This is a genomic window from Aneurinibacillus tyrosinisolvens, assembly GCF_001015055.1.
In the GTDB taxonomy this organism is placed as follows: domain Bacteria; phylum Bacillota; class Bacilli; order Aneurinibacillales; family Aneurinibacillaceae; genus Aneurinibacillus_A; species Aneurinibacillus_A tyrosinisolvens.
The window spans coordinates 151110-175374 of record NZ_BBWZ01000006.1 but is presented as its reverse complement, the minus strand read 5'-3'; the positions used below and the strand labels follow the sequence as shown (position 1 = coordinate 175374).

The window sequence follows — 24265 nt, the reverse complement described above, 5'->3', positions numbered from 1 at the left end:
ATTCTCTCCTTTCGGTTAGTGCTTGACTCCTCCAGCGGTCAGTCCGCTAATGAGGTATTTTTCGATACAGAGGAAAAGAATAACGACCGGAATGATAGCAACGAGGGACGTTGCGAATACATACTGCCATTGCACATCATACATTCCAAAGAAAGCATAAATCCCGACTGTTAATGGTTTCGTCTGTTCTGTGGAAATGAATGTTAAGGCTACAGCAAACTCATTCCATGCAGCAATAAAAACAAAAATGACGGTTGTAATAATCCCCGGAATCGCCAGCGGAATGGTAATCCTGCGCAAAGCCTGCCACCTGGTGCAGCCATCCAGCCAGGCGGCTTGCTCTAATTCATAAGGAATGGTAGAGAAATACCCGCTGAGAATCCAAACGGCAAAGGCCTGGTTAAAGGCAGCATTCGTTAAAACAAGCCCCCATACAGAATCCATTAGGCCAAACCAGTGAATCTCGCGGAAAAGACCAACCAGCAGCACAATGGGCGAGAACATTTGGGTGACCATGATGAGATACATGTACAATTTCTTTCCGGCGAACTGCATCCGGGCCATGACATAGGCTGCCGGAATGGCGCAGATTAGCGTTAGCAACGTAGCTCCGCCTGAGATAATTATGGTGTTTAGGATATAGTCGGTTAACGGAACTTTATGCCAGATGTCGATAAAATTCGTAAAGGTCCATTGATGAGGAAGCAGTGTCGGCGGGATGGAGTAGATTTCTGATTTGCTTTTTAACGAGGTAATAAGCATGATGACATACGGGAACATAAGGATAAGAAAGAGAAGATAGGCAACCACCATAATTACCACACGCTGGATTCTTAATGATTTCTGCATTTATTCTTGTTCCCCCCTTAATGCGATGGACACATAAAGAATAGAAAATAAGAGGAGCAAAAGGAAACTAATCACAGAGACAGCAGCTGCACTGCCCATTTTATGCGAAATGAAGGCCAGTTTATAAAGGTACGTAATAATGGTATCCGTTTGATTAACCGGGTCTCCTTTTGTCATAGACCAAATAATAGGGAAGGAATTAAATACATAGATGGTATTTAATACTGTACTAATCGTTAATGGTTGTTTTAAAAGCGGCAGGGTAATGTGATAGAACTTCCCCCATCCATTGGCTCCATCAACGCTTGCCGATTGATATAAATCACTCGGGATTGCTTGAAGCCCTGATAAAATGACGAAACTGGTAAACGGGATGGTGACAAAAATTCCAACTCCAGTCATGAGCGGAAAGGACGTGGTCGGATCCGCCAACCAATAAATATTTTTATCAATGATATGCAGCTTCGTTAAAATTAAATTTAAAACACCGTAGTTATAATCCAGTATCCACTTCCAAATTACCGACGTGATAATCAGGGATACGGCCCAGGGAATAATCAACGCTGATCGAACCAGCCGGCGGCCAGGAAACTCACAGTTTAATATGGATGCAATTCCAAGTGAGAGAACTGTACTAATACCGACGACACTGACCGTCCAGATTAACGTGTTTTTAAGGGATAAAAGAAAGGTAGGATCACTCCACACGTTAGAAAAATTCTTCAGACCAATAAATCCCTTTTTCACCCCTGCAAGACTGATTTTGGAAACGGAGGTTGAGAACAGTTCATAAACCGGAAAGATGGCAACGACGATGATTAAAATAATGCTTGGCAGTATCCAGAGGTAGGGCGTAATGTTTCCGCTTATCTTCCGTTTGCTTCGAATTTTGGCACGGGTTTTAATCGGTACTACCTGTACTTTTTCAGTATTCATTGGCCCTCCTCGTTGTTTTCGACTTGTGATAAATTATTTTCGAATAGCAACGACGTCGATTTCTACTTTAATCCCCATCAACTGACTTCCAACTGTTGTACGTACGGGATAAGGCTCATTAAAATACTGCTTGTAAACTTCATTAAAGGCATGAAAGTCTGCTAAATCACTTAAATGAACGGTGGTCTTTACCACATCATCCATCGCAGCACCAGCCTGTTCGAGAATATGTTTAATATTTTCAAGTGTTTTAGCCGTCTGCTCCTCAATGGTCTCCCCTGCGACTTGTCCTGTTTCCGCATCGATGGGCCCCTGCCCTGCCGTATAGATCGTATTACCGACCTGGATGCCCTGGGAATACGGTCCTGCCGGAACAGGAGCCAGCTTTGTTTTCAGCTCTTTTTTCATGTTTATGTCCTCCTCATTTTCATTAGCTTTTTGCAACTTACTTCGTTACTCGACAACTCCGCACCATTCTACAATCGTAAGAGCATACATTTTAACCAGATTGAAGAAATCTTCAATCTCGATATACTCGTCTGGCGCGTGGGCATTTCCGCCTTTAGGTCCCCAAATGATGGCTGGCGTATGGCTGTACAGATTAAACATGAAGGAATCACAGGCAAACGGGGCACCCTTTACCGGCAGGCCCTCCGGATAGACTCTGGCAGCAACGTCGGAAAGCACTTCAAGCGAACTGTGATTGTCGGGTATCCCTGTTCCCGGAAGAAAACGAATGAGCTTTTCTATTGTTGGAGCAATATGGCGAAGTATGTCATCCTTCTGTGCCCTTTCCTCATAAAAACTTACAAAGTCACGGTGCAGTTCCTCTTCCGTTGTTTCCGGATAACACTGGATCCAAACATCCATTGTGCAGTGGCTTGGGACACGATCAGACAGTGGCAAATGGACTGGACCGGCCTTAACGCCCTGAACATAAGCAGGAAGAAAAGGAACAGAGGCAAACCATTTGGATGTTGATCGTTTCTGCCCATGATAGCTTTCAAACTGGTGAAAGATATCCAAAAACCTTGCGGCTGCAAAAACGGGATTTACCAGCGTTTCTCCGCTAAAAGCACGTCCAGGGTGTCCTTTAAATGTGATACGAAACATACTGCCGCCCTGGTTTTCCGGACAAATAGCCAGATTCGACGGTTCTGGAACGATAGCCAGGTCTGCTTCATAACCGCGAAGACGGCAGGCCAATGTTCCATTGGCTCCTCCGTATTCCTCATCGACAACCGTTTCGATGAGAACATCTCCTTTAAGGGAAATATTCAGCTCCTCGATGAGCCGCAAGGCCATCATAGCTGCAGCCATTCCGCCTTTCATATCAAAAATACCTAATCCATACTGTTTTCCATCCTTCACTACACCTGCATAGGGATGGACAGTCCACGGATCGTCACCTTTGGGGACGGTATCCATATGTCCGGAGAAAAGGAGGGACCTTCCCTGTCCGTTTCCCCTTTTTCTTGCGACCACGTTCGGCCGATTCTCGTAATTTCTCTCACCCAGGTAGGCAGCGTGGCTGGTCAATCCCGGGACATCCGTTGGAAGAAACATATCCATCTCGCATCCAAGCTGGCTTAGAAACTGAAACACGAACTCTTGAACGGTTTTTTCATCCCCGTTAGGGTAGCGGTTTTCACTTGGAATGGAAACCAGTGATTTGTTTAAACCCAGGATATCCTGTCGGTGCTCATCCACCCAACGACTAATATTGAGATACATCTGGACTCCCCCCTCTTATTCCTGGCAAATCTGCCCTCCATCCACAACAAGCTCCGTTCCCGTAATGAAGGAGGCTTCATCCGAGGCGAGGAACGCAAACGCATTAGCCACTTCCTCCACCTTCCCGTATCGATTCAAGGGAATTTTGGCGGTATAGCTGCGGACCGTTTCCTCCGACATCCCACCCTCCAATGCCAATTCGGTGAGAATAAATCCCGGACAAACAGAGTTTACACGAATGTTGTACGGAGCTAATTCAATGGCCATCGATTTCGATAACAGGATGACCCCTGCCTTTGTCGCATTGTAGTGAGCTAAACCAGGTTCGCCAAGAATGCCGTTTGTGGATCCCATATTCACAATGGCGCCAGATTCCTGTTTTTTCATCTCTTGAGCTACAATCTGGGAGCAAAGAAACACACCGGTCAAATTAACATCTAGCGTATCCTGCCAATTTTTATCTGTAATTTCAAGGAACGATTCAAAGCGGGAAATTCCCGCATTGTTCGCAAGGATATCAATCCTTCCAAACTGCTGGTTTGCAAGTGCAACCAGCTTTTCTACTTCCTCTCTCTTTGTCACATCTGCCTGAATACTATGTACTTTACCAAATGGCTCGAGCTCTTCTCGTGCTTTTTCCAACCGTTTCCCTTCTAAATCACAAATCACTATCACTGCGCCTTCTTGCAGAAATTTTTTTGCGATCGCTTTTCCGATTCCTCGACCGGCCCCCGTGACAATCGCCGACTTCCCTTGTAGTCTCATAGCATAACCTCCGGGTTACAAGTTAGTTTGTAAATTTAACTTTCTAACTAGATTCTAATGTTCTGTTAATTCAAAGTCAACAAAATATTTAGAATATTTATGTTGCGTTATGATTGGGCTGTACCTTCGTCAGCCCCCTTTTTTCTTCTTAACCTAAGTCCGCATAATGAAAAACAGAAGTCCCCAGAGAAACAGTCTCTCTCACAAGCAGTGTTTGGTTATCCGCCCAGGTAAATAGAAAAAAATCTGCGAATGATCCAACCTCTAATAGCCCGGTTTCCTGACCTGCAAGCCTGAATAATTGTGCTGGATGCAACGTGGCCATCTGAATGGCCTCACCGATTGAGCAGAGTCCCCACTTCACAACATTTTCAATTCCCTTATACAGCGGAGTGGCCGATCCTGCAAGAATATCCGGACTTTCTGCGAGATGCAGCAATCCATTCGGCTCTAAAATGACATGCGGATGGAGCGCAGTAACATACTCGCCTGGAGCCAATCCCGCAAGGTTTACCGCATCGCTCGTTAAAATAGCCTTGCTGCCCTTGGCTCGAATCATCACTTTCAACGTAGAAGTGGGGAGGTGATGCCCATCTGCAATGAAACCTGCCCAGAGCCGATCCTCCGCAAGCTGTGCCCAGATGTAATTCGGATGTCTCTTAATATAAGGATGCGCTCCATTTCCCAGATGCGTACTCATGGACGCGCCTGCTTCCACCGCCTGGATAATACATGATTCTTCCGCAGCCGTATGTCCGATAGCCGCAATGACACCCATCTTCCTCAGTTTCTTGATAAAGGCCAAAGCCCCGGGTCTCTCCGGAGCAAGCGTGACTTTACGAATGCGTCCTCCGGCGACCTGATGCCAATGAAGAAACTCTTCCCAGTCCGGGTCTCGCACCCATTCTTTACAATGGGCCCCACGCGGGCCATCTTCCGATGAGATAAAGGGACCTTCCACATGAATCCCGAGGACCGCATGATTTACTAAAGGATCTTCTTCACATGTCTGTGCGATCGTACGGATACAATGCAGCATCCGCTCTCCAGGTCCCGTTACGACCGTTGGACAAAAACGCGTGACCCCTCCCTGGTGAAGGACGGACACTACACGTCGGATGGTCTGTGTCGTTAGATCCTCTCCATTTAAATCAAAACCGCCTATCCCATTTACTTGAACATCAATCAAGCCTGGAGCAATCCACTGGTTCGTCTCTTGATTGATTTCGATAAGTGAAGCTACTTTTCCATCCTTAACGGTTACCTTTACCGTTTTCCCGGAAAGCCAGTGTTTAGCAATCCATTCCATACACATCAAAAACTCCTTTATTCCCGGATTAACTTGCGATCGATTTTCGAGGCGGATTCTTCATCAAGAAATAAATGGAATTCCGGGTGGGTTTTTAAAATCGTGGCGGGAACCTGATTGGTAGTCTCGTGCTGAAATAAAGCCCGAATGGCGTCCGCCTTGACCTGGTAGGGGACACAGGAAACAATGACGCGACTCTGCATAATTTGATGAACGGTCATGGAGATAGCTTTCTTCGGAACTTCCTCCAGGGAGGCAAACCAGCCCTCACCAACCTGCTGCTTTTTGCATCGTTCAGCCAAATCCACTACGATAAATGCATCTTTCGTGTCGAAATTGGCCGGTGGATCGTTGAACGCAATATGAGCATTCTCCCCGATGCCAATCAAAGCAAGATCGATGGGTTCCCTGCGGATTTCCCTCGTCAATGTCTCGATATGCTCTTGAACATTTCTTTCTCCGTTTACAAAATGACCCTTCTTTAAGGGGACACGTTCTACAAACCGTTCCTTTAGATATTTACGAAAACTGGCCGGATGCTTTTCCTCTAAGCCAATATATTCATCAAGATGGAACATTTCTACCCTGGTCCAATCGACATCCGTCTGAGTCAGTGCATCCAGTGTATCAAACTGGGAGGCCCCGGTAGATAAGACAATTCGTGCAGAACCCTTTTCTTCCATTACTTGTTTGAGAAGACGTGAACAAAACACCGCCGCCGCTTTTCCCAATTCCTTAGCATTAGGCAAGATTTCTACATTCATATTCTTCCTCCTCTTCGTATTTCTGGAATCAATACACAACTATTTCATGTGTGATAAATAAACCGTTCACCAACGGTAAAGATATGAAATTTCATGTTACGGTGTGTAGAAAATAAATAGTCTACGAAATAGGCAGGGTTTTCACGGTTGGTCTTAAACATGTCAAAATGCATTGGAACCAGCATGTCCGCATGGATGGCACGTCCGAACTCTACCGCTTCCCGATAATTCATGTTCCCTATCACTTCATTTTGATCACGCATCCAATCACGGCCGTTGCTGTTAATAAAAGCGACATCAATCTTAAATTTAGATAGCTCTTCGACTAACCCTGGAAAATAAATCGTATCCCCGCTGTGGAATATCGTTACGCCATTCACCTGAATAACAAAGCTAAAATAAAAATGATTCCCCTGGCTATCCACTTCATCGACCGGATGGTAAACAGCGATGGGAGTTATTAAAAATTCTCCGAGTTGAACCGATTGCAAATGTTTGGCGCCAATGATTCGTGACTCTGGTATTTCCATTTTCTGTAAAAGAAAGGTATGTGAAGCTGGAACTAAGAAAAGCGCATCGGTTGATGATTTGGCCAAAGGCCGTAAGGTGGCATGATCCATGTGATCTTGGTGGAAGTGGGAGCATAGCACATAATTGGCATTCTCAATCTTTGAGGGATTTAATGGAGGTGGGAAATCTCGGGTAAAGAGTCCCTCGGGGCCTAATTCATCTTCTACAATCGAGTCAGAAAGATATAGATCGATATAGAGAACTTCACGTTCCCCTTTGAATGCATACCCTTCCTGTCCTAAGTTCCATATGGCAACGGTCCCATCCTTGACGTTGGTCTCCTGAATCTCTTTCAGCAGTGCGGAATCAAACTTATACCTGTATTCCATTGTGATGGCTCCTCTCTTTTTTGTCTCTTAATGATTCCTTCGTCCTTGTCCATTTCTTACCACTATTTTATTGTCAATAGGTTGTGTCAGACTATGTACAAATCGCACAAAAAAAACAAAATGTATTCAGTCGATATGCTGAATATTCTTACAATAAAACATAGAAATATAGATTAATATGATAGCTTTAACAAAATTATACTAGAAGATAATCCCCCCTGTCGATTGCGATCGTTGTTTTCAGCCATCCATCTCGCTCCCTCGTTTTGTGATTAGAGTAAAAACGGAAGATAGTCATCCCTATGATTTAAATGATTTGACAATGGACCAAAAGAATGATAAAAATAAAACAAATCAATTACAGTCCTTTAACCCAACCCCGTGAGGTTGAGAAGGAAGCGGAATTATAAATGTAGTAATTCTTTTAAAAGGATTATCATGTTTATGCAGCCTTCTTACCTATTAAGGTAAGAAGGCTTTTATTATTCTTCCATAGCGACTGTATATAAGTATGAGGAGGAGTAATGATGAATGTAGTAAGCAAAGCACAGTATGTATCAGCAGAATCACAAGAAGTTAAAGTTGAAGTGGAGTCTAAATCAAAACGTTATAAAACATTGTTAGGTTCCGTCCTTGGTTACGCAGCAGAAGGATTGGATATGCTACTATTGTCCTTTGTACTCATGTACATTTTGAAAGAATTTCACTTAACCCCCGCACAGGGCGCAAATCTTATACTCGCGACAACAGCCGGTATGCTAGTGGGTTCCTATTTATTCGGATTTCTAGCTGACTTATTTGGCCGTATTCGGACAATGGCTGTATCGATTCTATTGTTCTCAGTCGCAACAGCACTTATTTATTTCGCAACAGATTATTGGCAATTGCTATTTCTTCGCTTTTTAGTAGGGATGGGGGTCGGTGGTGAATTTGGAATCGGAATGGCCATCGTAACAGAAACCTGGTCAAAAAATATGCGTGCAAAAGCAACCTCGGTTGTGGCGTTAGGATGGCAATTTGGAGTGTTAGTCGCATCCTTGCTGCCAGCCCTAATCGTTCCATATTTCGGCTGGAGAGCGGTATTCTTATTTGGATTAATCCCAGCACTATTGGCAGTATATGTTCGCAAAAGCTTAAGCGAACCAAAACTGTGGGAACAGAAACAGCAATATAAAAAACAATTACAGCTAAAGGCACTACAGGGAACATTAACGGCAGAAGAAACAAGAAAATGGAAAAATATGAAAAAATTTCCGTTACGTAAGTTATTTGAAAATAAGAAAATTACGATGACAACGATTGGATTAATTGTCATGTCCTTTATTCAAAACTTTGGATATTATGGGATTTTCACCTGGATGCCTACCATTTTAGCCAATAAGTATGGCTATACCTTAGCAAAAGCAAGTGGCTGGATGTTTATTTCCACGGTTGGAATGTTGATTGGAATTGCAGTATTTGGTTTTTTGGCGGATAAAATCGGGCGTCGAAAAACATTTACCCTCTATTATATAGGCGGCACAGTGTACTGCTTAATTTATTTCTTCTTACTAAAAGACGCAACATTATTATTGTGGGGAAGCGCCTTGCTTGGCTTTTTTGCCAATGGCATGATGGGTGGATTTGGAGCCGTGTTGGCAGAAAACTACCCAGTAGAAGCCCGTTCAACAGCGGAGAATTTCATCTTCGGCACAGGCCGTGGATTAGCAGGATTCGGCCCTGTAATTATTGGATTGCTAGCGTCTGGCGGAAATCTTTTTGGAGCGATGTCATTAATTTTCTTAATCTATCCAATCGGTCTAATCACGATGTTAGTATGCGTGCCGGAGACAAAGGGAAAAGCACTGGATTAATTTTAGAAGGAAGTTCCCCACGCGAGGAACTTCCTTTCCTGTCTGCTTTGCTATAATTCGTGCGTATAGTACTACCTGAAATCTTTCGAAGAGCAATGTGAGGTGTTCCACAGACAATTTGTTCGGTTCTTCTAACTTCACACGGTTAGGGGGGCCTAGGTGGGCGATAACGTTGCCGACTATCCTTACCCCATCTTCATCCAGAATAAGAACATCTGCTTCCTCATGTACATAGTTATTGCAAAGAACCGTGATAAAGTTGCTGAGTGTTTGCTGGGTTAAACCAATTTGAAAGTGATTCATGGTTCTCTCCTCCCCTACTTCGAATGAGATGGTGAATTTTATCACCTACGCTGAATTTTTTCACCAGTCCTAAATCGTGAAGGTAGATTTACAATTTGTAAACCCTTACACTGATGTGCGGTGAAACAATTCACCGACTTTACGATCCGTTTGATTGTTAACCCTCATTATTCCTATGTTTACATATTGGCATTAAAATTGCTTAATTTATATTTGTGATTGTTACTACAATAAATAAGGGAGATTGATTTGTCATGGTAAATATCGTTAAAGTACATTTTAAGCTTTATGTAATGAAGATAGTGGACGAATGAAAATGGATAAAAACGGATAATTACAATGCATAAGCTGGCGACTATATTTAGTCCGGGTGCTCCGTCTGAAATGGTAAAGTTCCCTCTATACCGTGCTTATTGACCATCCTAAAGGCAAAAATCTGTTTGATATTATTTACCAATGATGCCATTATCATTCATGAGGATAAGTTTAACGGTACTCTTCAGTCGTATGCCTCCCATAAAAAAGAAGGCGCATACATTTCGGGAAATATCATTTAATTACCTGAAAAATTGAAATTATCAATGGAAGTCTCCGCCTTATGCTAATCGCACGAGGACGCGGAGCGGCTGGTGTCGTTGTAGAAATTACCATTCAATCCGCAGAAATTCCAGAAAAGCAGACGCGCTTGTTACACAACAATCCTCGCACTCTTCGTGTGAAAGATGTAGAAGCAATTTATCGTGCAGCTTATTAATAAGGAGGAAGTTTTATGCAGTGGAAACATCGTCGAAACGGCGCAGAAGCACCATATATTCCTGCCGGACCTTTTAAAATAAGGCTTCCGTTTGTCCATTATCGCTTTGAATGGCCGGACTACGTGCAGGGACTATTAATGTGTGCTGTAGACTTAGGGGGCATCACATTATTAGCCGATCATCTGGCATGCCATTTGAAGTCGCGTTAGCCATCATGATATTAAATGGATTTATGTATTTACTGCATCATTTATTAGGTGATCCTGTTATTCCGGGTTGGATTACTCCTGCTATTCCTTTAATCGTTCTATTTGTCAAACAGTTCCCGGAAGGAACAGATCGAATCTATGCACTTATTGCGTTTCAGTTGACGCTAGGTATATTATCTATTTTTCTAGGGATGACTGGCCTTGCAAGTAAAGTTGTTCGTTTGGTGCCCAATGCGATTAAGTCTGGAATTATTTTAGGTGCTGGAATTGGGGCTATTACGTCAATTTTTGAAAAAGGTGGAAAATTCGACTTATTTCCAGTGACGATTACCATTTGTATCGGACTTGCTTTCTACCTTATCTTTTCTAAACAATTTGAAGGGATAAAACAAAGAAACAAGGCATGGATATTCCTAGGTAACTTAGGAATTCTGCCGGCTATTTTGCTTGCGGTTGTGGTAGCTCCTCTTGCTGGCGAAGCAAAGTGGCCTGCCATCAAATGGGGATTCAGTCAGCCCGATTTTGCAACTCTTTGGGCGAAGTATACTGTATTTGGATTAGGAATTCCTCCGGTGGAGTTTTTCGTCACAGCCCTCCCGGCGGTTCTCGCCACGTATCTCGTTGTATTCGGCGACGTACTAAAAACCAAAGCATTATTATCAGAGTCAGATGCCGCCCGTACAGATGAAAAGGTAGATTATAACCCAAATCGTGCCCATTTAATTTTTGGGGGCCGCAATATGGTTATGAGTATCATTGGTCCTGATATTACCATGTGTGGGCCGCTATGGGCAGCGATGCAAGTCGTAGTGATTGAACGTTTCAAGGGAGGCAAAAAAGCGATGAATTCCTTCTTCGGGGGCATAGGTTCCTTCCGTTGGGGAACGAATACAGGACTTCTTTTATTGCCAATCGTAAGTTTAGTACAACCCATCCTTGGTGTAGCGTTAGCATTAACATTGTTAGTGCAAGGTTATGTAAGCGTGCGCATTGGTGTAATGCAAGCGCGCAGCCAGCGTGATCTTGGAATAGCAGGAATCGTAGCAGCTGTTCTTGTTATTAAAGGTGCGGCAATGGCGTTTGCAGTAGGGATCCTGTTGTGCTTCCTACTCTACGGTAAGCACTTCCTTCGCGGTGAAGATGATCAGTTATTTACACATCCATCTAACGAAGAAGAGGAACAAATGAAGAGGCAAGCCGTATAAAGCAGCAATGGCGTTCGTTGATATGGGGTCTCACCACATCATCATCAAGCTAAGAAAAAAACGCCTCAAAAACAAAAAATGCGTTATTCTTTCTCTATAATTTATAGAAAGGATGACGCTTTTTTGTATGAATACTTCTGTATCGCAAGAAAGTAAATTTTATTATTAAAATTGTTCTTTATTGATTATGTATTACTTCAAGGTGATCCGGATAATAACTGTTTGTTTCTCCCCCTTCGAATTTTACAGTAACCGGATAATCCCCTTCCCCTATGTTTAATACTTCTCCCTCAAACCCTCTCCAAAAACCAGTCAACGGCTTTACAAGACAACCAAACATAATTTTATTCCCGTGAATATCATGCATATTAATCGCTCCAGTATTAGATTCACTCATATTTTTACAGACATTTTATATTTATCCCAACCTGCACGCTTTGGCAACACTATCTAGATATTTTCTCAAGATCTCCTCAATTTGATTCTTGATATGCGATGTTTCTATATAAAAAAGCCACTCCGCAGAATGACTCTATGTATCAAAATAGCTGAAATGCAAATAACACAGTTATACCCAGGAGAAGTCGTGTAAGATGAACTTTTTAGGACAGCAACTCATCCTTTTCTTTGCTGTACTTTTTCAATCGTTCGTATTCTTTTTCTGATGGATTATTTGCACGTAAGCTGTCGCTATTATCGTCAATGTCAGCCAATTTCACGAGTAATGCAACTTTATTTTGTTTGCAGCGACGAATAAAATCCATATCTGCTTCGTTTTCCCTTTTGGTAAGGCAATATTACTTTATTGTACGCAGTATTTTTAAACTATAATTTATTAAATTATAAAAGACCGTGTAGAGGAATCCTGCTATACGGTCTCAAACTCAAAACACCTGACTTTTATTCAATGTAATAAATTATTTGTCATGACAGCAGTCATGCTCTTTTTTATTCCAAATTGCAATGCATATAGAACTGAACTGAGACACTAACGTTCCATGCATCCAATTCGGGTCAAGAATCTTTCAGGAGAAGTGTGATATAAAGATGAAAAAATGGTATATTTCTACGAAATAAAACCGATCCATCTCCACCAGGTGGCGGCTACAAACATGGTAATTAGAATTGAAGCTAGCGTGGCCCATATTCCTGGAATAAGAAAATCACGTTGGCCTATATAACCGCTGGCCTGCGCAAGAACATTCGGCATAGTTTCTACTACCAAAATAAAACCAAACAGGCATGTAAGCGCCGCTGAAAAAGCGATTGCCACCGGGTCAGCGCCTGCCCTGTCAGCAATCCCGATTAATGCGGGCAACAATGTCACAATGGCGGTCGATACGTTTGAGACACCCAAATGATAAATCTGGGTGAACAGCACAACAAGTAAAATAGCAAAAATCGGAATATGAAAGCTGTTTATCAGCCACTTATGTTCAAGCATTTGGCTTACATATTGGATCGCACCTGTCTCATTCAGTACTTTCCCAAGCGAAAGCGTAATGCCAAGAATAAAAACGGTATCCAAATTAATTTTTGTAGTGTTCTCCCAACTTGTCACTCCAATACCGGGCAGGCTAAGCAGGATAACAGCGAATATAGCAGGAATAGCAGGGACCATGTGATGCAGTGATTCTGTCGCCCACAGTCCAACAGTAACAGTTAAAATGGCCAGACAGCGTTTTTCTGCCCAGGTAAGGGGTCCGAGTTCATGCAAGCGCTTCTCCATTACTTCCTGCACACCTGGAATTTCTTTTATCTCCGCAGGATACGTGCGCCTGATAATATACCATACTGCCGGGATTAATAACAGCCAAATCGGAAAAGCCAGCCAGAGCCATCGAAAGTAAGAAATACTTGTATGAAGATACAAATTTAAAATTTCAACCGTCAGCACATTCCCAATCGCGGCTGGCAGGATGGCCGTACCGCTAATGTTGCCACCAAAAGCAACCCCAAGCATAAGCTGTCTGCGTATATTCGGGTGTGCCCGATAATCAAACATTTTCATAAGATTTATAATTGCCGGCAACAGCAAACTGGTACGTACTGCCGTTGCCGGAATAAAAAACGCCTGAATCTGTGAAATAAGAATGATTCCGGCCAGTATACGTGAAGTAGTTGAGCCAATTTTCAATAATATATAATATGTTAACCGTTGAATGAGAGAGGTATCGTTTACAGCCCGGGCCATCATCATGCCCGCAATAATAAGAAAAATAGCGCTGGAAGCAAAACCGCTCAGCGCCGTATCCAGGGGTACAATCCCAGTAAAGCCGATAATTAGTAAAACCAAAAATGAGGTTTGTCCAATCGGAATGGTTTCAGCCACCCAGAGGACAATTGCCGCGCCGGTTAGGGCAAGAGTAAGGCACGCTTTATCTCCCGCCCGCTGGTGCAACAGAAGAAAAATCGTTCCAAAGACAATGGCGGCGGCACATACACTAAGCCCTCTCCACCATATCCTTCTCCCTGCTGCTTGTACTGACATCTCTATCTATCCTTTCCTTCGCTTATCCTAAACCAAATTGTGCTTCTCCCTGCTCATATAAATCGTTTCCATAGATATCATTCACTACAATTGCCGGGAATTTCTCCACCTCCAGCCGATAGATTGCTTCTGTTCCCAAATCAGCATACGCTACTACCTCCGCGGAGCGAATGGTTTGGGCAATCAGCGCCGCCGCCCCGCCTACTGCTGCAAAATAAACAGCTTGCTGTCTCACTATCGCTTCTTTTACTTCAGCGTTTCGTTTTCCTTTTCCGATCATCCCTCTGAGTCCCATTTCGAGAAGACGCGGGGTATACGCATCCATCCGGCTGCTCGTTGTGGGTCCCGCTGAACCGATAACCTGCCCAGGTTTTGGCGGCGTCGGGCCAACATAATAGATAATCTGTCCCGCAATTTCTACCGGAAGGCCATTCCCGCTTTCCAGCGTTTCATACATCCGTTTATGAGCGGCATCCCGCGCGGTATAAAGCATCCCGGTCAATTCTACTCTCTCGCCAGCCCGCAATTCCTCTATCTGCTCTTTGGACAATGGGAGCCTTACCTGTTTCATCTTTTCTCCTCCTTAGACGACCGCCGTCTTATGGCGGCTGGCATGGCAGTTAATATTGACGGCTACCGGCAGGCCAGCAATATGCGTAGCGAATACCTCAATATGAACGTCAAGTGCGGTTGTCCGGCCTCCCATTCCCTGCGGTCCAATACCAAGACGGTTAATCTCTGTCATTAACTCTTCTTCAAGATTGGCCACGTCGGGGCGTTCGTGACGCTGTCCAAGTGGACGGAGCAACGATTTTTTCGCCAGGTAAGCCGATTTCTCAAAAGTTCCGCCAAGGCCAACGCCCACCACCATTGGCGGACAGGCATTCGGTCCTGCCATTTTCACCGTCTCGATAATAAATTTCTTGGCTCCCTCAATCCCGTCAGAAGGCTTTAGCATCTTAAGCTGGCTCATATTTTCGCTGCCGAAGCCTTTCGCCGTCATGTGAAGCGTACACTGATTGCCAGCCACCAGCTCCACGTGAATAATGCCAGGTGTGTTGTCACCCGTATTCTGACGTACAAGCGGATCCTGTACAACCGAAGCCCGTAGATATCCTTCTCCATACCCCTGACGAATCCCCTCATTAATCGCATCATATAAGCTTCCCTCTGTAATGCGGCACTCCTGTCCTAACTCAACAAAAAAAACGGCCATTCCTGTATCCTGGCACATCGGTACGCGTTCTGCCGCGGCGATTTCCGCATTTGTGATTAACTGGTGAATCACTTCTTTGCCAACCGGAGATTCTTCTTTACCCGCCGCTTCATGGAAGGCGGTTACAACATCGGCACCCAGATCATAGTTCGCATCGATACATAACCGTTTGACCGCCTCCACAATCTGGCTGTACGTTATCTCCCGCATACCTCTCATCCGCCCTTTACCATACTAAGCATCCAAAAATCTTGGACATCTTCTACTTGCTCCAAATTCATGACCGTATCGATAAAGCCTTCTACTTCTTCCTTCCGAAGCCGTAACGTCAATGCACGGAATTTATCCATCAACTCAATGGCTGACACCGGATTCTCAGGATCGCCTTTTGGATAATCGGCCGTAAGCGTCAGTTTATCACCGCTGGCAAATTCGATTTCAAACTTGGCGCCCCATTTACTTGGATAAGCCGCATCCACTTCGGGATCAATTGAAACAGAAATCCGCTTCATCAAGTCTCGAATGTCCTCGTTATATAAGGCTTCTTCGCTAAAATCGGGCAGCGATGTTTTACCTGTCAATAGTGCAAGTGCTACGCAGTACTGCAAGCTAAACTTGGAAGCGTATACTGTATTGGGGTCCGGGTTATCGGTAATGTTTACGACAGCACGGTACGTTTTAACACGAATCGCCTTCACATCGCTCGGTTTCAGCTGTCTTTCCTGACACAACACCTGTGCAAGATCCATCGCATGGTGGGTATGGCGGCATGAAGCGTGAATTTTAAACGAATTTTCCGTAATTTTAAATGTTGTACCGAGCCCTTCCGTCATTTTGCTGGCATCATATTGCTCTGACATGGCCTGGAAAAATCCACGTTTCCCTTCAAAAATGCATTCTGCCCCGGTAAATCCCTTTTCGGCAAGTAAGGCCGCCAGCACCCCATTCATAGCTGCTTTGCCAGGGTGCAATTGCTTAGACATGGCCCCGTCTTCAATGAATTCCCATAATCCGGCCGCCTGTGTGCCGGCATTCCCAAGCGCCTGGACAATCTGATTCTCATTAAGCCCGAGCAGCTTGGCGGCCGCAGCGGCTGCGCCAAACGTGCCGCACGTTGCTGTATTGTGCCAGTAATAATAGTGGGATGGGCTAACCGCTTCCCCGACGCGATAACACACTTCATACCCGAGTGCTACTGCCAGCAGCAAGTCCTTTCCGCTTAATTTCTTCCATTCCGCTACTGCCAGTGCTGCCGGAATAACAACCGTTGCTGCATGGATAATGGATGCTTTGTGAATATCATCAAGCTCCACAACATGGCTTGACGCTCCATTAACGAGCGCTGCATTCAATACAGATGACCGCTCTCCTGTTACAAGCGTAGCCTGGGGATTTCCTCCGGATTCCCTCACCACCTGATGAATCATTTGAATGGGCGGCTCCTCCCGTCCAGCCAGCGCTGAGGCAAGCCAATCAAGCACACATAACTTCGTAAATTCTACTGCTTCTGAAGGCATGTCTTCATATTTTGTTTTTATCAGATAAGAAGCGATTTGCCTGCTTATACTCATTGTTTTTCGTCCTCCTTGGTTTCTTTATTCCATCATATTCGGCAGCCAAAGTGAAATTTGCGGGAAAATAACATAAAATGCCAGCACGATGATAAACAAAACAATAAAGGGAGCAACCCCACGTACGACGAGTTCAAGTTTCTCTTTTGCAATACCGCCTACAACAAACAAGTTTAGACCGACCGGAGGCGTAATCATCGCAAGTTCCATATTTACGGTCATAACAATTGCGAAATGAATCGGATTAATGCCGAGATGATGGATAATCGGAAGCAAAATTGGCAGTGTAATCAGGATAATCGAAACCGCTTCCAGAAACATTCCCAGGAAAAAGAACAGGAGGTTGACGACAAGAAAGAACATCCATTTGTTTATATTACTTTCCGCAATCCATGCCCCCACGGTTTGTGGCACCTGTTCATTCGTCAGGTACAGGCCGAACAGGCTGGCAGCGGCAATAATAAGGAAAATCATCGACGTAATGTTAATGGTTTCTACCAGAAGGGGGCGAATGTCTTTTATACCCATCTCCCGATAAATGACAACCGAGACGATGATACCGTATACAACCGCGATAACGGCTGATTCCGTGGGCGTTGCCACTCCGGTATAGATACTGCCCAGAATTAGGATGGGCAGAAACGCGCCCCATAGCGCTTTAATCGAGGCTTTCATACGCACTTCCATCGAAGATTTTTCGTCACTTCCAAATCCATGCTTCCGGGCAAAGAAAATAGCGGATATGATCAAGATACCACCCAGCAGCAATCCTGGGATGACGCCAGCCATAAACAGTTTGCCGATGGATTCTTCGGCGGTAATTCCATAGATGATGAGCGGAATGCTTGGCGGAATTAAAATCCCTAATGTACCTGAGGCGGCTACCAGTCCCATAGCATACTTTTTATCATAACCCGCATTGACCATCGCTGGAATCATAATCGCTCCGATTGCGGCAGCCGTCGCCGGACTGGAACCAGAAATGGCCGCAAACACCATACAAGCCAATATGGTAACAACAGATAGCCCACCCTGCAGATGACCCACCCATGTGCGCAGCGCTTCAATTAAATACTTGGAAATTCCGCCACGAGCCAGAATGACGCCGGCCAGTACGAAGCCGGGAATCGCCATCAGTGGAAATGAATCAAGCGCTGCGAACATCCGCTGCGGCACCATGTTCATGTTAAAGTCAGACATCATCAACACCAGTACAGTAGACAATGCCAGACTGATGGCAATCGGTACCCGGAGCAGCATAAGACCTATGAAACTACTAAATAGCGTGAGTACCATGCGGGGCATTCTCCTTTTCTTCAGATATCTCTACCATATCTACTGTATTTACGATTTTTTCTCCACGCACTGCCTGGACAAACTTCTCGATAAAGCGAAGCAGGAGCATAATGCCTGAAATTGGGAGAATCAGATAAACCATCCACATTGGAATACCGACATCCATCGAAACCATGCCGGACGTATACCTCTTCGCCACCAAAACATACCCGTAATACATAAAGAAAATACTAAATAAAATTCCCATGAGGTTTGCAAAAAGATCTACCAAACGCTGCATCCTACGCGGCAGTTTATCATACAGTATGTCCACCTGAATATGGTGATTATTACGCAATGCAACTGAAACGCCGAGCAGCGCACCCCATACAAGTGTATAGTTAGCTATTTCTTCTACCCAGGCTTTTGGCTCATTAAAAACATAGCGCATGAGAACACCGTAAAAAACAAATGCGATACCAACGGATAAAAAGGAGCCTGCGGCGATGTCTTCAAGCAAATCCCACATCTTTTTCGAGCTTTTCAATGATATCCCTCCTTCAATTAAGGAGGAAGAAGCACCAATAATGCAGTGCCCTTCCTTAGTAACCCTATTTCAGATTCTTTATTCCGTCGATAAGCTCAGGGGTAATAACGGACTTGAACTGCTCATATACCGGCTGCAGCGCTTTTTCCAGCTCGGCACGCTCTGCATCCGTCAGTTCCGTAATTTGCATTTTGCCTGATTTTTTCAGGTTTTCATAGCTTTTGTCGTTTTCCTCCTTTGCCATATGATTCGCATAGTCAGTAGCTTCTTTTAAAGCCCCTTCAACCTTCGGACGAACGTCTTGCGGCATGTTATCCCAGAACGGCTTATTGACGAAAATACCATAATCAATACGTCCATGGTTACTAACCGTCATATACTTTTGTACTTCTTGATACTTTTGTGTATCAATGTTGTTGAATGTGTTTTCCTGTCCGTCTACCGTACCTTGCTGCAGAGCCGCGTACGATTCACCGAACGGGATGGTTGCAGATCCTGCTCCCAGTGCTTTAAACTGTCCATCCAATACTTTGCCTGCCTGTGCGCGGAATTTCAGCCCTTTAAAATCAGCCGGTGTTTTCAACGCTCTTTTGTTGTTTGTGACCTGTTTAAAGCCATTTTCCCAGAAAGCCAGACCCATGATGTCGTTACCTACCAGCTGCTCACTGTTCATCAGTTTTTTCGCCAAATCACTCTCGAAGAATTTCAGAGAGTGTGCTTCATCCCTAAACAGGAACGGCATGTCCACATATTGCCAGCGTGGGTCGAGCTTTACCATTTTGGTCACGGAAGGGGCAATCATTTGCACGTTTCCGGATACCAGCGCATCCAATTCTTCTTTATCACCGTACAGCTGTGACGATGGATATACCTCCACTTTTACTTTCCCGCCTGTTTTTTCTGCCACCAGATCAGCAAATTTTTGCGCCGCTTTTCCTTTTACACTTTCAACCGAAGTAACATGTGAGAACTTGATGACAATTTGTTTGCCATCCCCTTTATTTCCGTTATCACTCTTGGCAGTTTCCTTACTGCCTCCGCCCCCGCAGGCAGTTAATAAACCGAGGAGCAAAACAAGTAAACAGATGGCCAACCTTTTTTTCATTAACAACATCCCCCTAATGACAAAATGTTTTGAAGATAACGCTTACACAATTACTATTTTTCTTATGTAGCAGGGTCTTCTTTCTGGAGATTATCCATCTGTGTGACCATCCGCTCCAGCAGGCAGAAGATACGCAGATCTCCTATCTGCTGGAGCGGACAATCTATTGGTTACGTAGTGAATGCTTATTCGCCTTTTCCCTCTGCTTGTGTGGGAGCTTGCTGTGTATGTTCTCTAGAGGCGACAAAATCGTGAAAACTTCGCATAATATGATGAGACATTGTTGCTCGTGCCTCGTCTGCCTTTCGTTCGGAAATGACCTTAACAAGCTGCTTGTGTTCAGATAATGAACGCTCGATTTGCTCAGTCAGCAGCTCCGGAAGACGGGTCGGGAGCCCATTCCATATCTGGTGTAACAGCGTTTCTAAACGCTGTCCTTTCCCCGTCTTCCAAATAGCATGATGAAACTCGTCATTAGCTGATACGTACGCTGCTACGTCCCCACTTTGTGCTGCCTGTTCGGTTTTCTCAAGTGCTAAAAAAATTGATGTAAAATCTTCACCATATCTACTGGCCCGGGCGGCTGCTTCCCCTTCCATTAAAGCGCGCAGTTCGTAATGTTCCTGAATATCGGCCAGCGTCAGCCACGTACCACAGCACCGCGCCGGTTTTGCAGCACAAGCAAGCCATCTCGTTCAAGCATTTGAAAGGCTTCTCTTACAGGCATGCGGGAAATACCAAGCTTGCTGGCCATTTCCTCCTGTGACAGAACTTCACCCGGTTTTAATTCACCCAGGAATATCGCTTTCCTTAAAATAGCGGCTACTTTTTCCCGTGCAGGTTGTATAATAATTGGCTCCATGTTTTTTCCAATCTCCTCTAAGCTTTATGTGTTTTTCTTTCATTATAAAGCTAATAGGAAAAATACTCTAACATTTTGGATCCATAATCCTTAATCCTAATATAATATAGATAGTAAAAAGGGTAAACAGATAATATAAATTGTTCTGAATTATTCACATTTTTTAAATTACGTTGTTTGTTTTAAATCCACTTGTATTGTAACCCACTCCCGGGATTACAGAAGGAGAGTATGGTTTAGTTTGCACGCTTTTCTTCCCTTTCACTTGACCCAAGCGCTTCCATCTGCTCTATCATTTTGCGCGCCCGCATCGCCACAGGATAATCAACCATCTTACCATTGACCTGAATGGCGGCGATTCCCTGCTTTATGGCCTCATCAAACGCTTGCGTAATGCGCCGGGCCAGCTTGATTTCCTCCTCTGAGGGCAGAAACACATCATTAATAATGACATTTTGTTTAGGATGAAGTGCCAATTTCCCCTGAAAACCAAGCTGCTTAATCAATTTGGCTTCTTTTTTAAGACCCTCTTCATCTTGAATGTCTACGTAGACCCCATCTATTGGCGGGTGGATACCTGCAGCTCGTGACACATTAACAAGCCAGGAGCGGGCAAAGAGGATTTCTGTTCCTTCTTTCGTAAGTTCGGCGTAAACATCCAGCGTGTAATCGACCGACCCGAATGCCAGGCAGCGGATCCTGTCACTGGCTTTTGCGATATCAAAGGCGTGGTGCAATCCGGACGCCGACTCAATTAGCGGCATAATCACTGTCTCACCAACTTTGCGGCCGTGCCGCATTTCCGCTGCTCTTAGAAGATAATCAACCAGGTCAATGTCCTCTTTCTTCCCTGTTTTCGGCAGCATAATGCCATCAGCGCCATATCCTACCATTTCCTGTATATCATCCATAAAATACGGGGTGGACAGATCATTAATCCGGACAAATGTTTCTCTTCCATTTTTTTTCGTTAGCGCCTGTTTAACCATCTGTCTTGCCTGTTTTTTCTCCTCAATAGGAACTGCGTCTTCTAAATCATAAATAATAACGTCCGCTTCTGTCTGCGCCGCTTTCGCGAGCTTTCTTTCCTGATTCCCCGGTATAAACATCCAGCTTCGCCACAGTGGCATGTATCTCTCCCCCCTTTCGGCTTCCTTTCCTACCCTTTGTTTATGACACTCTTACTGCGGCCTATCTCAGCCAAAATTAATTCATTATGTTCCCCAAGACGCGGCACTGGCTTCATGACCGGCTCTATTCCTTCCGGCATAGCCGGTGGGATAAGCGCACGCACAGGCCCTACTTCTGTCTCCACCTCTCGCCAGCGGTTGCGCGCTTTGAGCTGGGGATGTTCAATAAACTCATGCATTGTATTCATGCGTGCATTTGCTATCTTCGCAGCCTCCAGACGTCCCATAATCTCATCGGCTGTCAGGGTCAGAAGCTTGTCATTGATTATTTTTTCCAGTTCTTTTAGGTTGTGAATACGCTTATGATTCAGGTTAAAGCGCGGGTCCAATGCAATTTCCTGCTGCTCAAGCACCATTCGCAAAATTGTGCCCACTCCCGCTCGTTTTGAATTCCGAAAAACACCGTTTTATTATCTTTGGCTGGAAACGGACCGTATGGATAGATTGTGGCGTGTCTTGCACCCGTCCTTTGCGGCTCTTTTTCGCCATAATGCGTATAGTAAAGGGGATAACCCATCCATTCCCCAAGTGCTTCCAGCATTGATACTTCTAAAACTGTACCTTCTCCCGTCTTCTGGCGCTGAAGGAGCGCGGTCAAAATCCCAGTATACGCATACATACCGGCCGCAATATCGGCAATCGAAATTCCTACCTTCGATGGGGCCTCCGCTGTACCAGTCAATGAAACAAGCCCGGATTCACACTGAATGAGCAAATCATATGCTTTTTTATCCCGATACGGCCCCTCCGTGCCATAACCGGAAATACCACAAATAATAAGGCCGGGAAATTTCTCGCGTAATTCAACCGGGCTAAATCCAAGCCTGTCAATGGCTCCAGGGGCTAAATTCTGTACAAACACATCAGCCTTCGCAAGCAAATCTAACAGTATTTGCTGGCTTTCTTCGGTTTTTAAATCCAGTTCTATGGATTGTTTGGAGCGATTTGTCCACACGAAATGGCTGGATATTCCATTTACGGTTGTATCATATTGACGGGCAAAATCTCCCACATCCGGTCGTTCAATTTTAATAACACGAGCACCTAAATCAGCCAGCTGGCGTGTGGCAAATGGAGCGGCAATGGCTTGCTCTAGTGACACTACAGTAATTCCTTCCAATGGTAGCATTTGTACACCTCCGTAAAATCATAATAATTGCTTACACCCCATTCAATACGGATATTGGATCCGAAAATCAATAAGAGCGAGGTAGTTTTAATATATGCTCCGCTACATAGGATAAAATTAAATTGGTAGAAATAGGAGCAACTTGATACAAACGTGTTTCACGGAATTTGCGTTCAACATCATATTCTTCCGCGAATCCAAAGCCACCGTGGGTTTGTAAAGCTGCATTAGCCGCTTCCCAGGAAGCGTCGGCAGCTAGCAATTTCGCCATATTTGCTTCTGCCCCGCATGGCTCGCCCCTATCGAAAAGTTCTGCCGCCCGAAAGCGCATTAAATCAGCCGCTTCCACGTTGATATAGGATCTTGCGATTGGAAATTGAATGCCCTGATTCTGACCGATTGGACGCTGGAAGACAACCCGTTGGTTTGCATAATTCGTCGCCCGCTCAACAAACCACCTGCCATCTCCAATACATTCAGCTGCGATAAGAATGCGTTCTGCATTCATTCCATCTAGAATATAGCGAAACCCTTTCCCTTCTTCCCCGATAAGGTTCTCAACAGGTACTTCTAAATCTTCAATGAAAAGCTCTGTAGTGGCGTGATTCATCATTGTACGAATAGGGCGGACCGTGATTCCATTCCCAATCGCTTGCCGCAAATCGACCAACAACACTGACAAACCTTCTGTTCGCTTCTTGACTTGATCGAGCGGTGTTGTGCGGACAAGCAATATCATCATGTCTGAATGCTCCACACGTGAAATAAACACCTTTTGCCCGTTAACTATATATTTGTCGCCCTTACGTACAGCCGTTGTTTTTAGTTGGGTGGTGTCCGTTCCGGTATTCGGTTCTGTTACACCAAAGGCTTGAAGACGGAGTGAGCCATCTGCGATTTGTGGTAAATATTTATTTTTTTGTTCTTCGGATCCATGACGGAGCACTGTGCCCATCGTATACATCTGTGCATGGCATGCACCCGCATTCCCACCAGAACGATTAATCTCTTCAAGTATAATGGAAGCTTCGGTAATCCCGAATCCGGAGCCGCCATACTCTTCCGGAATCAAAGCTGCCAGGTATCCTCCTTTTGTTAACGCTTCCACAAACTCTCCTGGATAAGCATGTTCTGCTTCCAGTTCACGCCAATAAGAATCAGGAAAACGACTGCAAACTTTACGTACACCTTTTCGTAGTTCTTCGTGTAATTCATTGTGATTTATCTTTTCTTCCGTTTTTTGTGCCATTTTTTCTTCCTCCTCCTATGTGATAGATGTTTTGAGAATAATGTAATTG

The 24265-nt window shown here is 44.5% G+C and carries 26 protein-coding genes and 1 pseudogene; 3 read left to right on the top strand and 24 right to left on the bottom strand.

Annotated features, from left to right (window positions below):
- Window positions 1-15: 15 nt before the first annotated feature.
- The 8 genes from MBEAL2_RS08210 to MBEAL2_RS08175 form a co-directional block, all read right to left on the bottom strand.
- Window positions 16-849, bottom strand: a complete 834-nt coding sequence (locus MBEAL2_RS08210) for a carbohydrate ABC transporter permease (RefSeq protein ID WP_047151819.1) — start codon at window positions 847-849, stop codon at window positions 16-18.
- On the bottom strand, window positions 850-1785 hold the full coding sequence (locus tag MBEAL2_RS08205) for a carbohydrate ABC transporter permease (protein WP_047151818.1): 936 nt from the start codon (window positions 1783-1785) through the stop codon (window positions 850-852). It lies immediately after the preceding gene.
- Window positions 1786-1818: 33 nt separating this feature from the next.
- Window positions 1819-2193, bottom strand: coding sequence for a RidA family protein (locus MBEAL2_RS08200; protein WP_047151817.1), 375 nt, complete (start codon window positions 2191-2193; stop codon window positions 1819-1821).
- A gap of 45 nt (window positions 2194-2238) precedes the next feature.
- Window positions 2239-3519, bottom strand: a complete 1281-nt coding sequence (locus MBEAL2_RS29075; RefSeq protein WP_052947579.1) for a M20/M25/M40 family metallo-hydrolase — start codon at window positions 3517-3519, stop codon at window positions 2239-2241.
- 15 nt (window positions 3520-3534) lie between these two features.
- Window positions 3535-4284 carry an SDR family NAD(P)-dependent oxidoreductase gene (locus MBEAL2_RS08190; RefSeq protein WP_047151816.1) on the bottom strand — a complete coding sequence of 250 codons (750 nt, stop codon included), beginning with the start codon at window positions 4282-4284 and terminating at the stop codon, window positions 3535-3537.
- 148 nt (window positions 4285-4432) lie between these two features.
- On the bottom strand, window positions 4433-5593 hold the full coding sequence (locus MBEAL2_RS08185) for an N-acetylglucosamine-6-phosphate deacetylase (RefSeq protein ID WP_047151815.1): 1161 nt from the start codon (window positions 5591-5593) through the stop codon (window positions 4433-4435).
- Window positions 5594-5610: 17 nt separating this feature from the next.
- Window positions 5611-6357, bottom strand: a complete 747-nt coding sequence (locus tag MBEAL2_RS08180) for a glucosamine-6-phosphate deaminase (protein WP_047151814.1) — start codon at window positions 6355-6357, stop codon at window positions 5611-5613.
- A gap of 44 nt (window positions 6358-6401) precedes the next feature.
- Window positions 6402-7256, bottom strand: a complete 855-nt coding sequence (locus tag MBEAL2_RS08175) for an MBL fold metallo-hydrolase (protein ID WP_047151813.1) — start codon at window positions 7254-7256, stop codon at window positions 6402-6404.
- Window positions 7257-7780: 524 nt separating this feature from the next.
- On the opposite strand from MBEAL2_RS08175, the gene MBEAL2_RS08170 reads away from it, so the two are divergent.
- Window positions 7781-9109 carry an MFS transporter gene (locus MBEAL2_RS08170; RefSeq protein WP_082129825.1) on the top strand — a complete coding sequence of 443 codons (1329 nt, stop codon included), beginning with the start codon at window positions 7781-7783 and terminating at the stop codon, window positions 9107-9109.
- Here MBEAL2_RS08170 and MBEAL2_RS08165 read toward each other — a convergent pair.
- Window positions 9068-9412, bottom strand: a complete 345-nt coding sequence (locus MBEAL2_RS08165) for a hypothetical protein (RefSeq protein WP_047151811.1) — start codon at window positions 9410-9412, stop codon at window positions 9068-9070. The two genes, MBEAL2_RS08170 and MBEAL2_RS08165, sit on opposite strands and share 42 nt — an antisense overlap.
- A gap of 598 nt (window positions 9413-10010) precedes the next feature.
- Between MBEAL2_RS08165 and MBEAL2_RS32225 the strand changes: the two genes are divergently transcribed.
- Both MBEAL2_RS32225 and MBEAL2_RS08160 read left to right on the top strand, forming a co-directional pair.
- A complete protein-coding gene (locus MBEAL2_RS32225; RefSeq protein ID WP_173427698.1) occupies window positions 10011-10166 on the top strand; it encodes a hypothetical protein in 156 nt (51 codons plus the stop codon).
- A 15-nt stretch (window positions 10167-10181) separates the two neighbouring features.
- A pseudogene (locus MBEAL2_RS08160) lies at window positions 10182-11581 on the top strand (hypothetical protein).
- Window positions 11582-11759: 178 nt separating this feature from the next.
- On the opposite strand, the gene MBEAL2_RS32220 reads toward MBEAL2_RS08160, so the two are convergent.
- The 15 genes from MBEAL2_RS32220 to MBEAL2_RS08095 all read right to left on the bottom strand — a co-directional run bounded on the left by MBEAL2_RS32220 (window position 11760) and on the right by MBEAL2_RS08095 (window position 24216).
- The gene (locus MBEAL2_RS32220; protein WP_047151810.1) at window positions 11760-11948 is read right to left on the bottom strand and encodes a hypothetical protein; all 189 of its coding nucleotides are present in this window, start codon (window positions 11946-11948) and stop codon (window positions 11760-11762) included.
- A 235-nt stretch (window positions 11949-12183) separates the two neighbouring features.
- On the bottom strand, window positions 12184-12345 hold the full coding sequence (locus MBEAL2_RS31695) for a hypothetical protein (protein ID WP_161798192.1): 162 nt from the start codon (window positions 12343-12345) through the stop codon (window positions 12184-12186).
- Window positions 12346-12647: 302 nt separating this feature from the next.
- Complete coding sequence (locus MBEAL2_RS08145) at window positions 12648-14072, bottom strand: SLC13 family permease (protein WP_047151809.1); 1425 nt, start codon at window positions 14070-14072, stop codon at window positions 12648-12650.
- Window positions 14073-14094: 22 nt separating this feature from the next.
- Window positions 14095-14643 (bottom strand): Fe-S-containing hydro-lyase, encoded by a 549-nt coding sequence (locus MBEAL2_RS08140; protein WP_047151808.1) that lies wholly within the window; start codon window positions 14641-14643, stop codon window positions 14095-14097.
- A 12-nt stretch (window positions 14644-14655) separates the two neighbouring features.
- The gene (locus MBEAL2_RS08135; protein WP_047151807.1) at window positions 14656-15498 is read right to left on the bottom strand and encodes a fumarate hydratase; all 843 of its coding nucleotides are present in this window, start codon (window positions 15496-15498) and stop codon (window positions 14656-14658) included.
- Between the two features lie 5 nt (window positions 15499-15503).
- Window positions 15504-16859: an MmgE/PrpD family protein gene (locus tag MBEAL2_RS08130; RefSeq protein WP_047151806.1), complete on the bottom strand. Its 1356-nt coding sequence runs from the start codon at window positions 16857-16859 to the stop codon at window positions 15504-15506.
- Window positions 16860-16883: 24 nt separating this feature from the next.
- A complete protein-coding gene (locus MBEAL2_RS08125; protein WP_047151805.1) occupies window positions 16884-18155 on the bottom strand; it encodes a TRAP transporter large permease in 1272 nt (423 codons plus the stop codon).
- Window positions 18136-18681 (bottom strand): TRAP transporter small permease, encoded by a 546-nt coding sequence (locus tag MBEAL2_RS08120; RefSeq protein WP_047151804.1) that lies wholly within the window; start codon window positions 18679-18681, stop codon window positions 18136-18138. Before MBEAL2_RS08120 ends, MBEAL2_RS08125 begins: the two co-directional genes overlap by 20 nt.
- A gap of 64 nt (window positions 18682-18745) precedes the next feature.
- Window positions 18746-19786 (bottom strand): DctP family TRAP transporter solute-binding subunit, encoded by a 1041-nt coding sequence (locus MBEAL2_RS08115; RefSeq protein ID WP_047151803.1) that lies wholly within the window; start codon window positions 19784-19786, stop codon window positions 18746-18748.
- A 185-nt stretch (window positions 19787-19971) separates the two neighbouring features.
- On the bottom strand, window positions 19972-20397 hold the full coding sequence (locus tag MBEAL2_RS29070; RefSeq protein WP_269082455.1) for an FCD domain-containing protein: 426 nt from the start codon (window positions 20395-20397) through the stop codon (window positions 19972-19974).
- Window positions 20398-20426: 29 nt separating this feature from the next.
- Window positions 20427-20648 (bottom strand): GntR family transcriptional regulator, encoded by a 222-nt coding sequence (locus MBEAL2_RS29065; RefSeq protein WP_052947577.1) that lies wholly within the window; start codon window positions 20646-20648, stop codon window positions 20427-20429.
- 236 nt (window positions 20649-20884) lie between these two features.
- Window positions 20885-21778 (bottom strand): HpcH/HpaI aldolase/citrate lyase family protein, encoded by an 894-nt coding sequence (locus tag MBEAL2_RS08105; RefSeq protein WP_047151802.1) that lies wholly within the window; start codon window positions 21776-21778, stop codon window positions 20885-20887.
- A 29-nt stretch (window positions 21779-21807) separates the two neighbouring features.
- Window positions 21808-22194: a CoA transferase gene (locus tag MBEAL2_RS33940; RefSeq protein ID WP_369405480.1), complete on the bottom strand. Its 387-nt coding sequence runs from the start codon at window positions 22192-22194 to the stop codon at window positions 21808-21810.
- On the bottom strand, window positions 22146-22967 hold the full coding sequence (locus MBEAL2_RS08100) for a CaiB/BaiF CoA transferase family protein (RefSeq protein ID WP_369405478.1): 822 nt from the start codon (window positions 22965-22967) through the stop codon (window positions 22146-22148). The genes MBEAL2_RS33940 and MBEAL2_RS08100 overlap by 49 nt, the downstream gene beginning before the upstream one ends.
- A gap of 67 nt (window positions 22968-23034) precedes the next feature.
- Window positions 23035-24216 (bottom strand): acyl-CoA dehydrogenase family protein, encoded by a 1182-nt coding sequence (locus MBEAL2_RS08095; RefSeq protein ID WP_047151801.1) that lies wholly within the window; start codon window positions 24214-24216, stop codon window positions 23035-23037.
- Window positions 24217-24265: the final 49 nt, after the last annotated feature.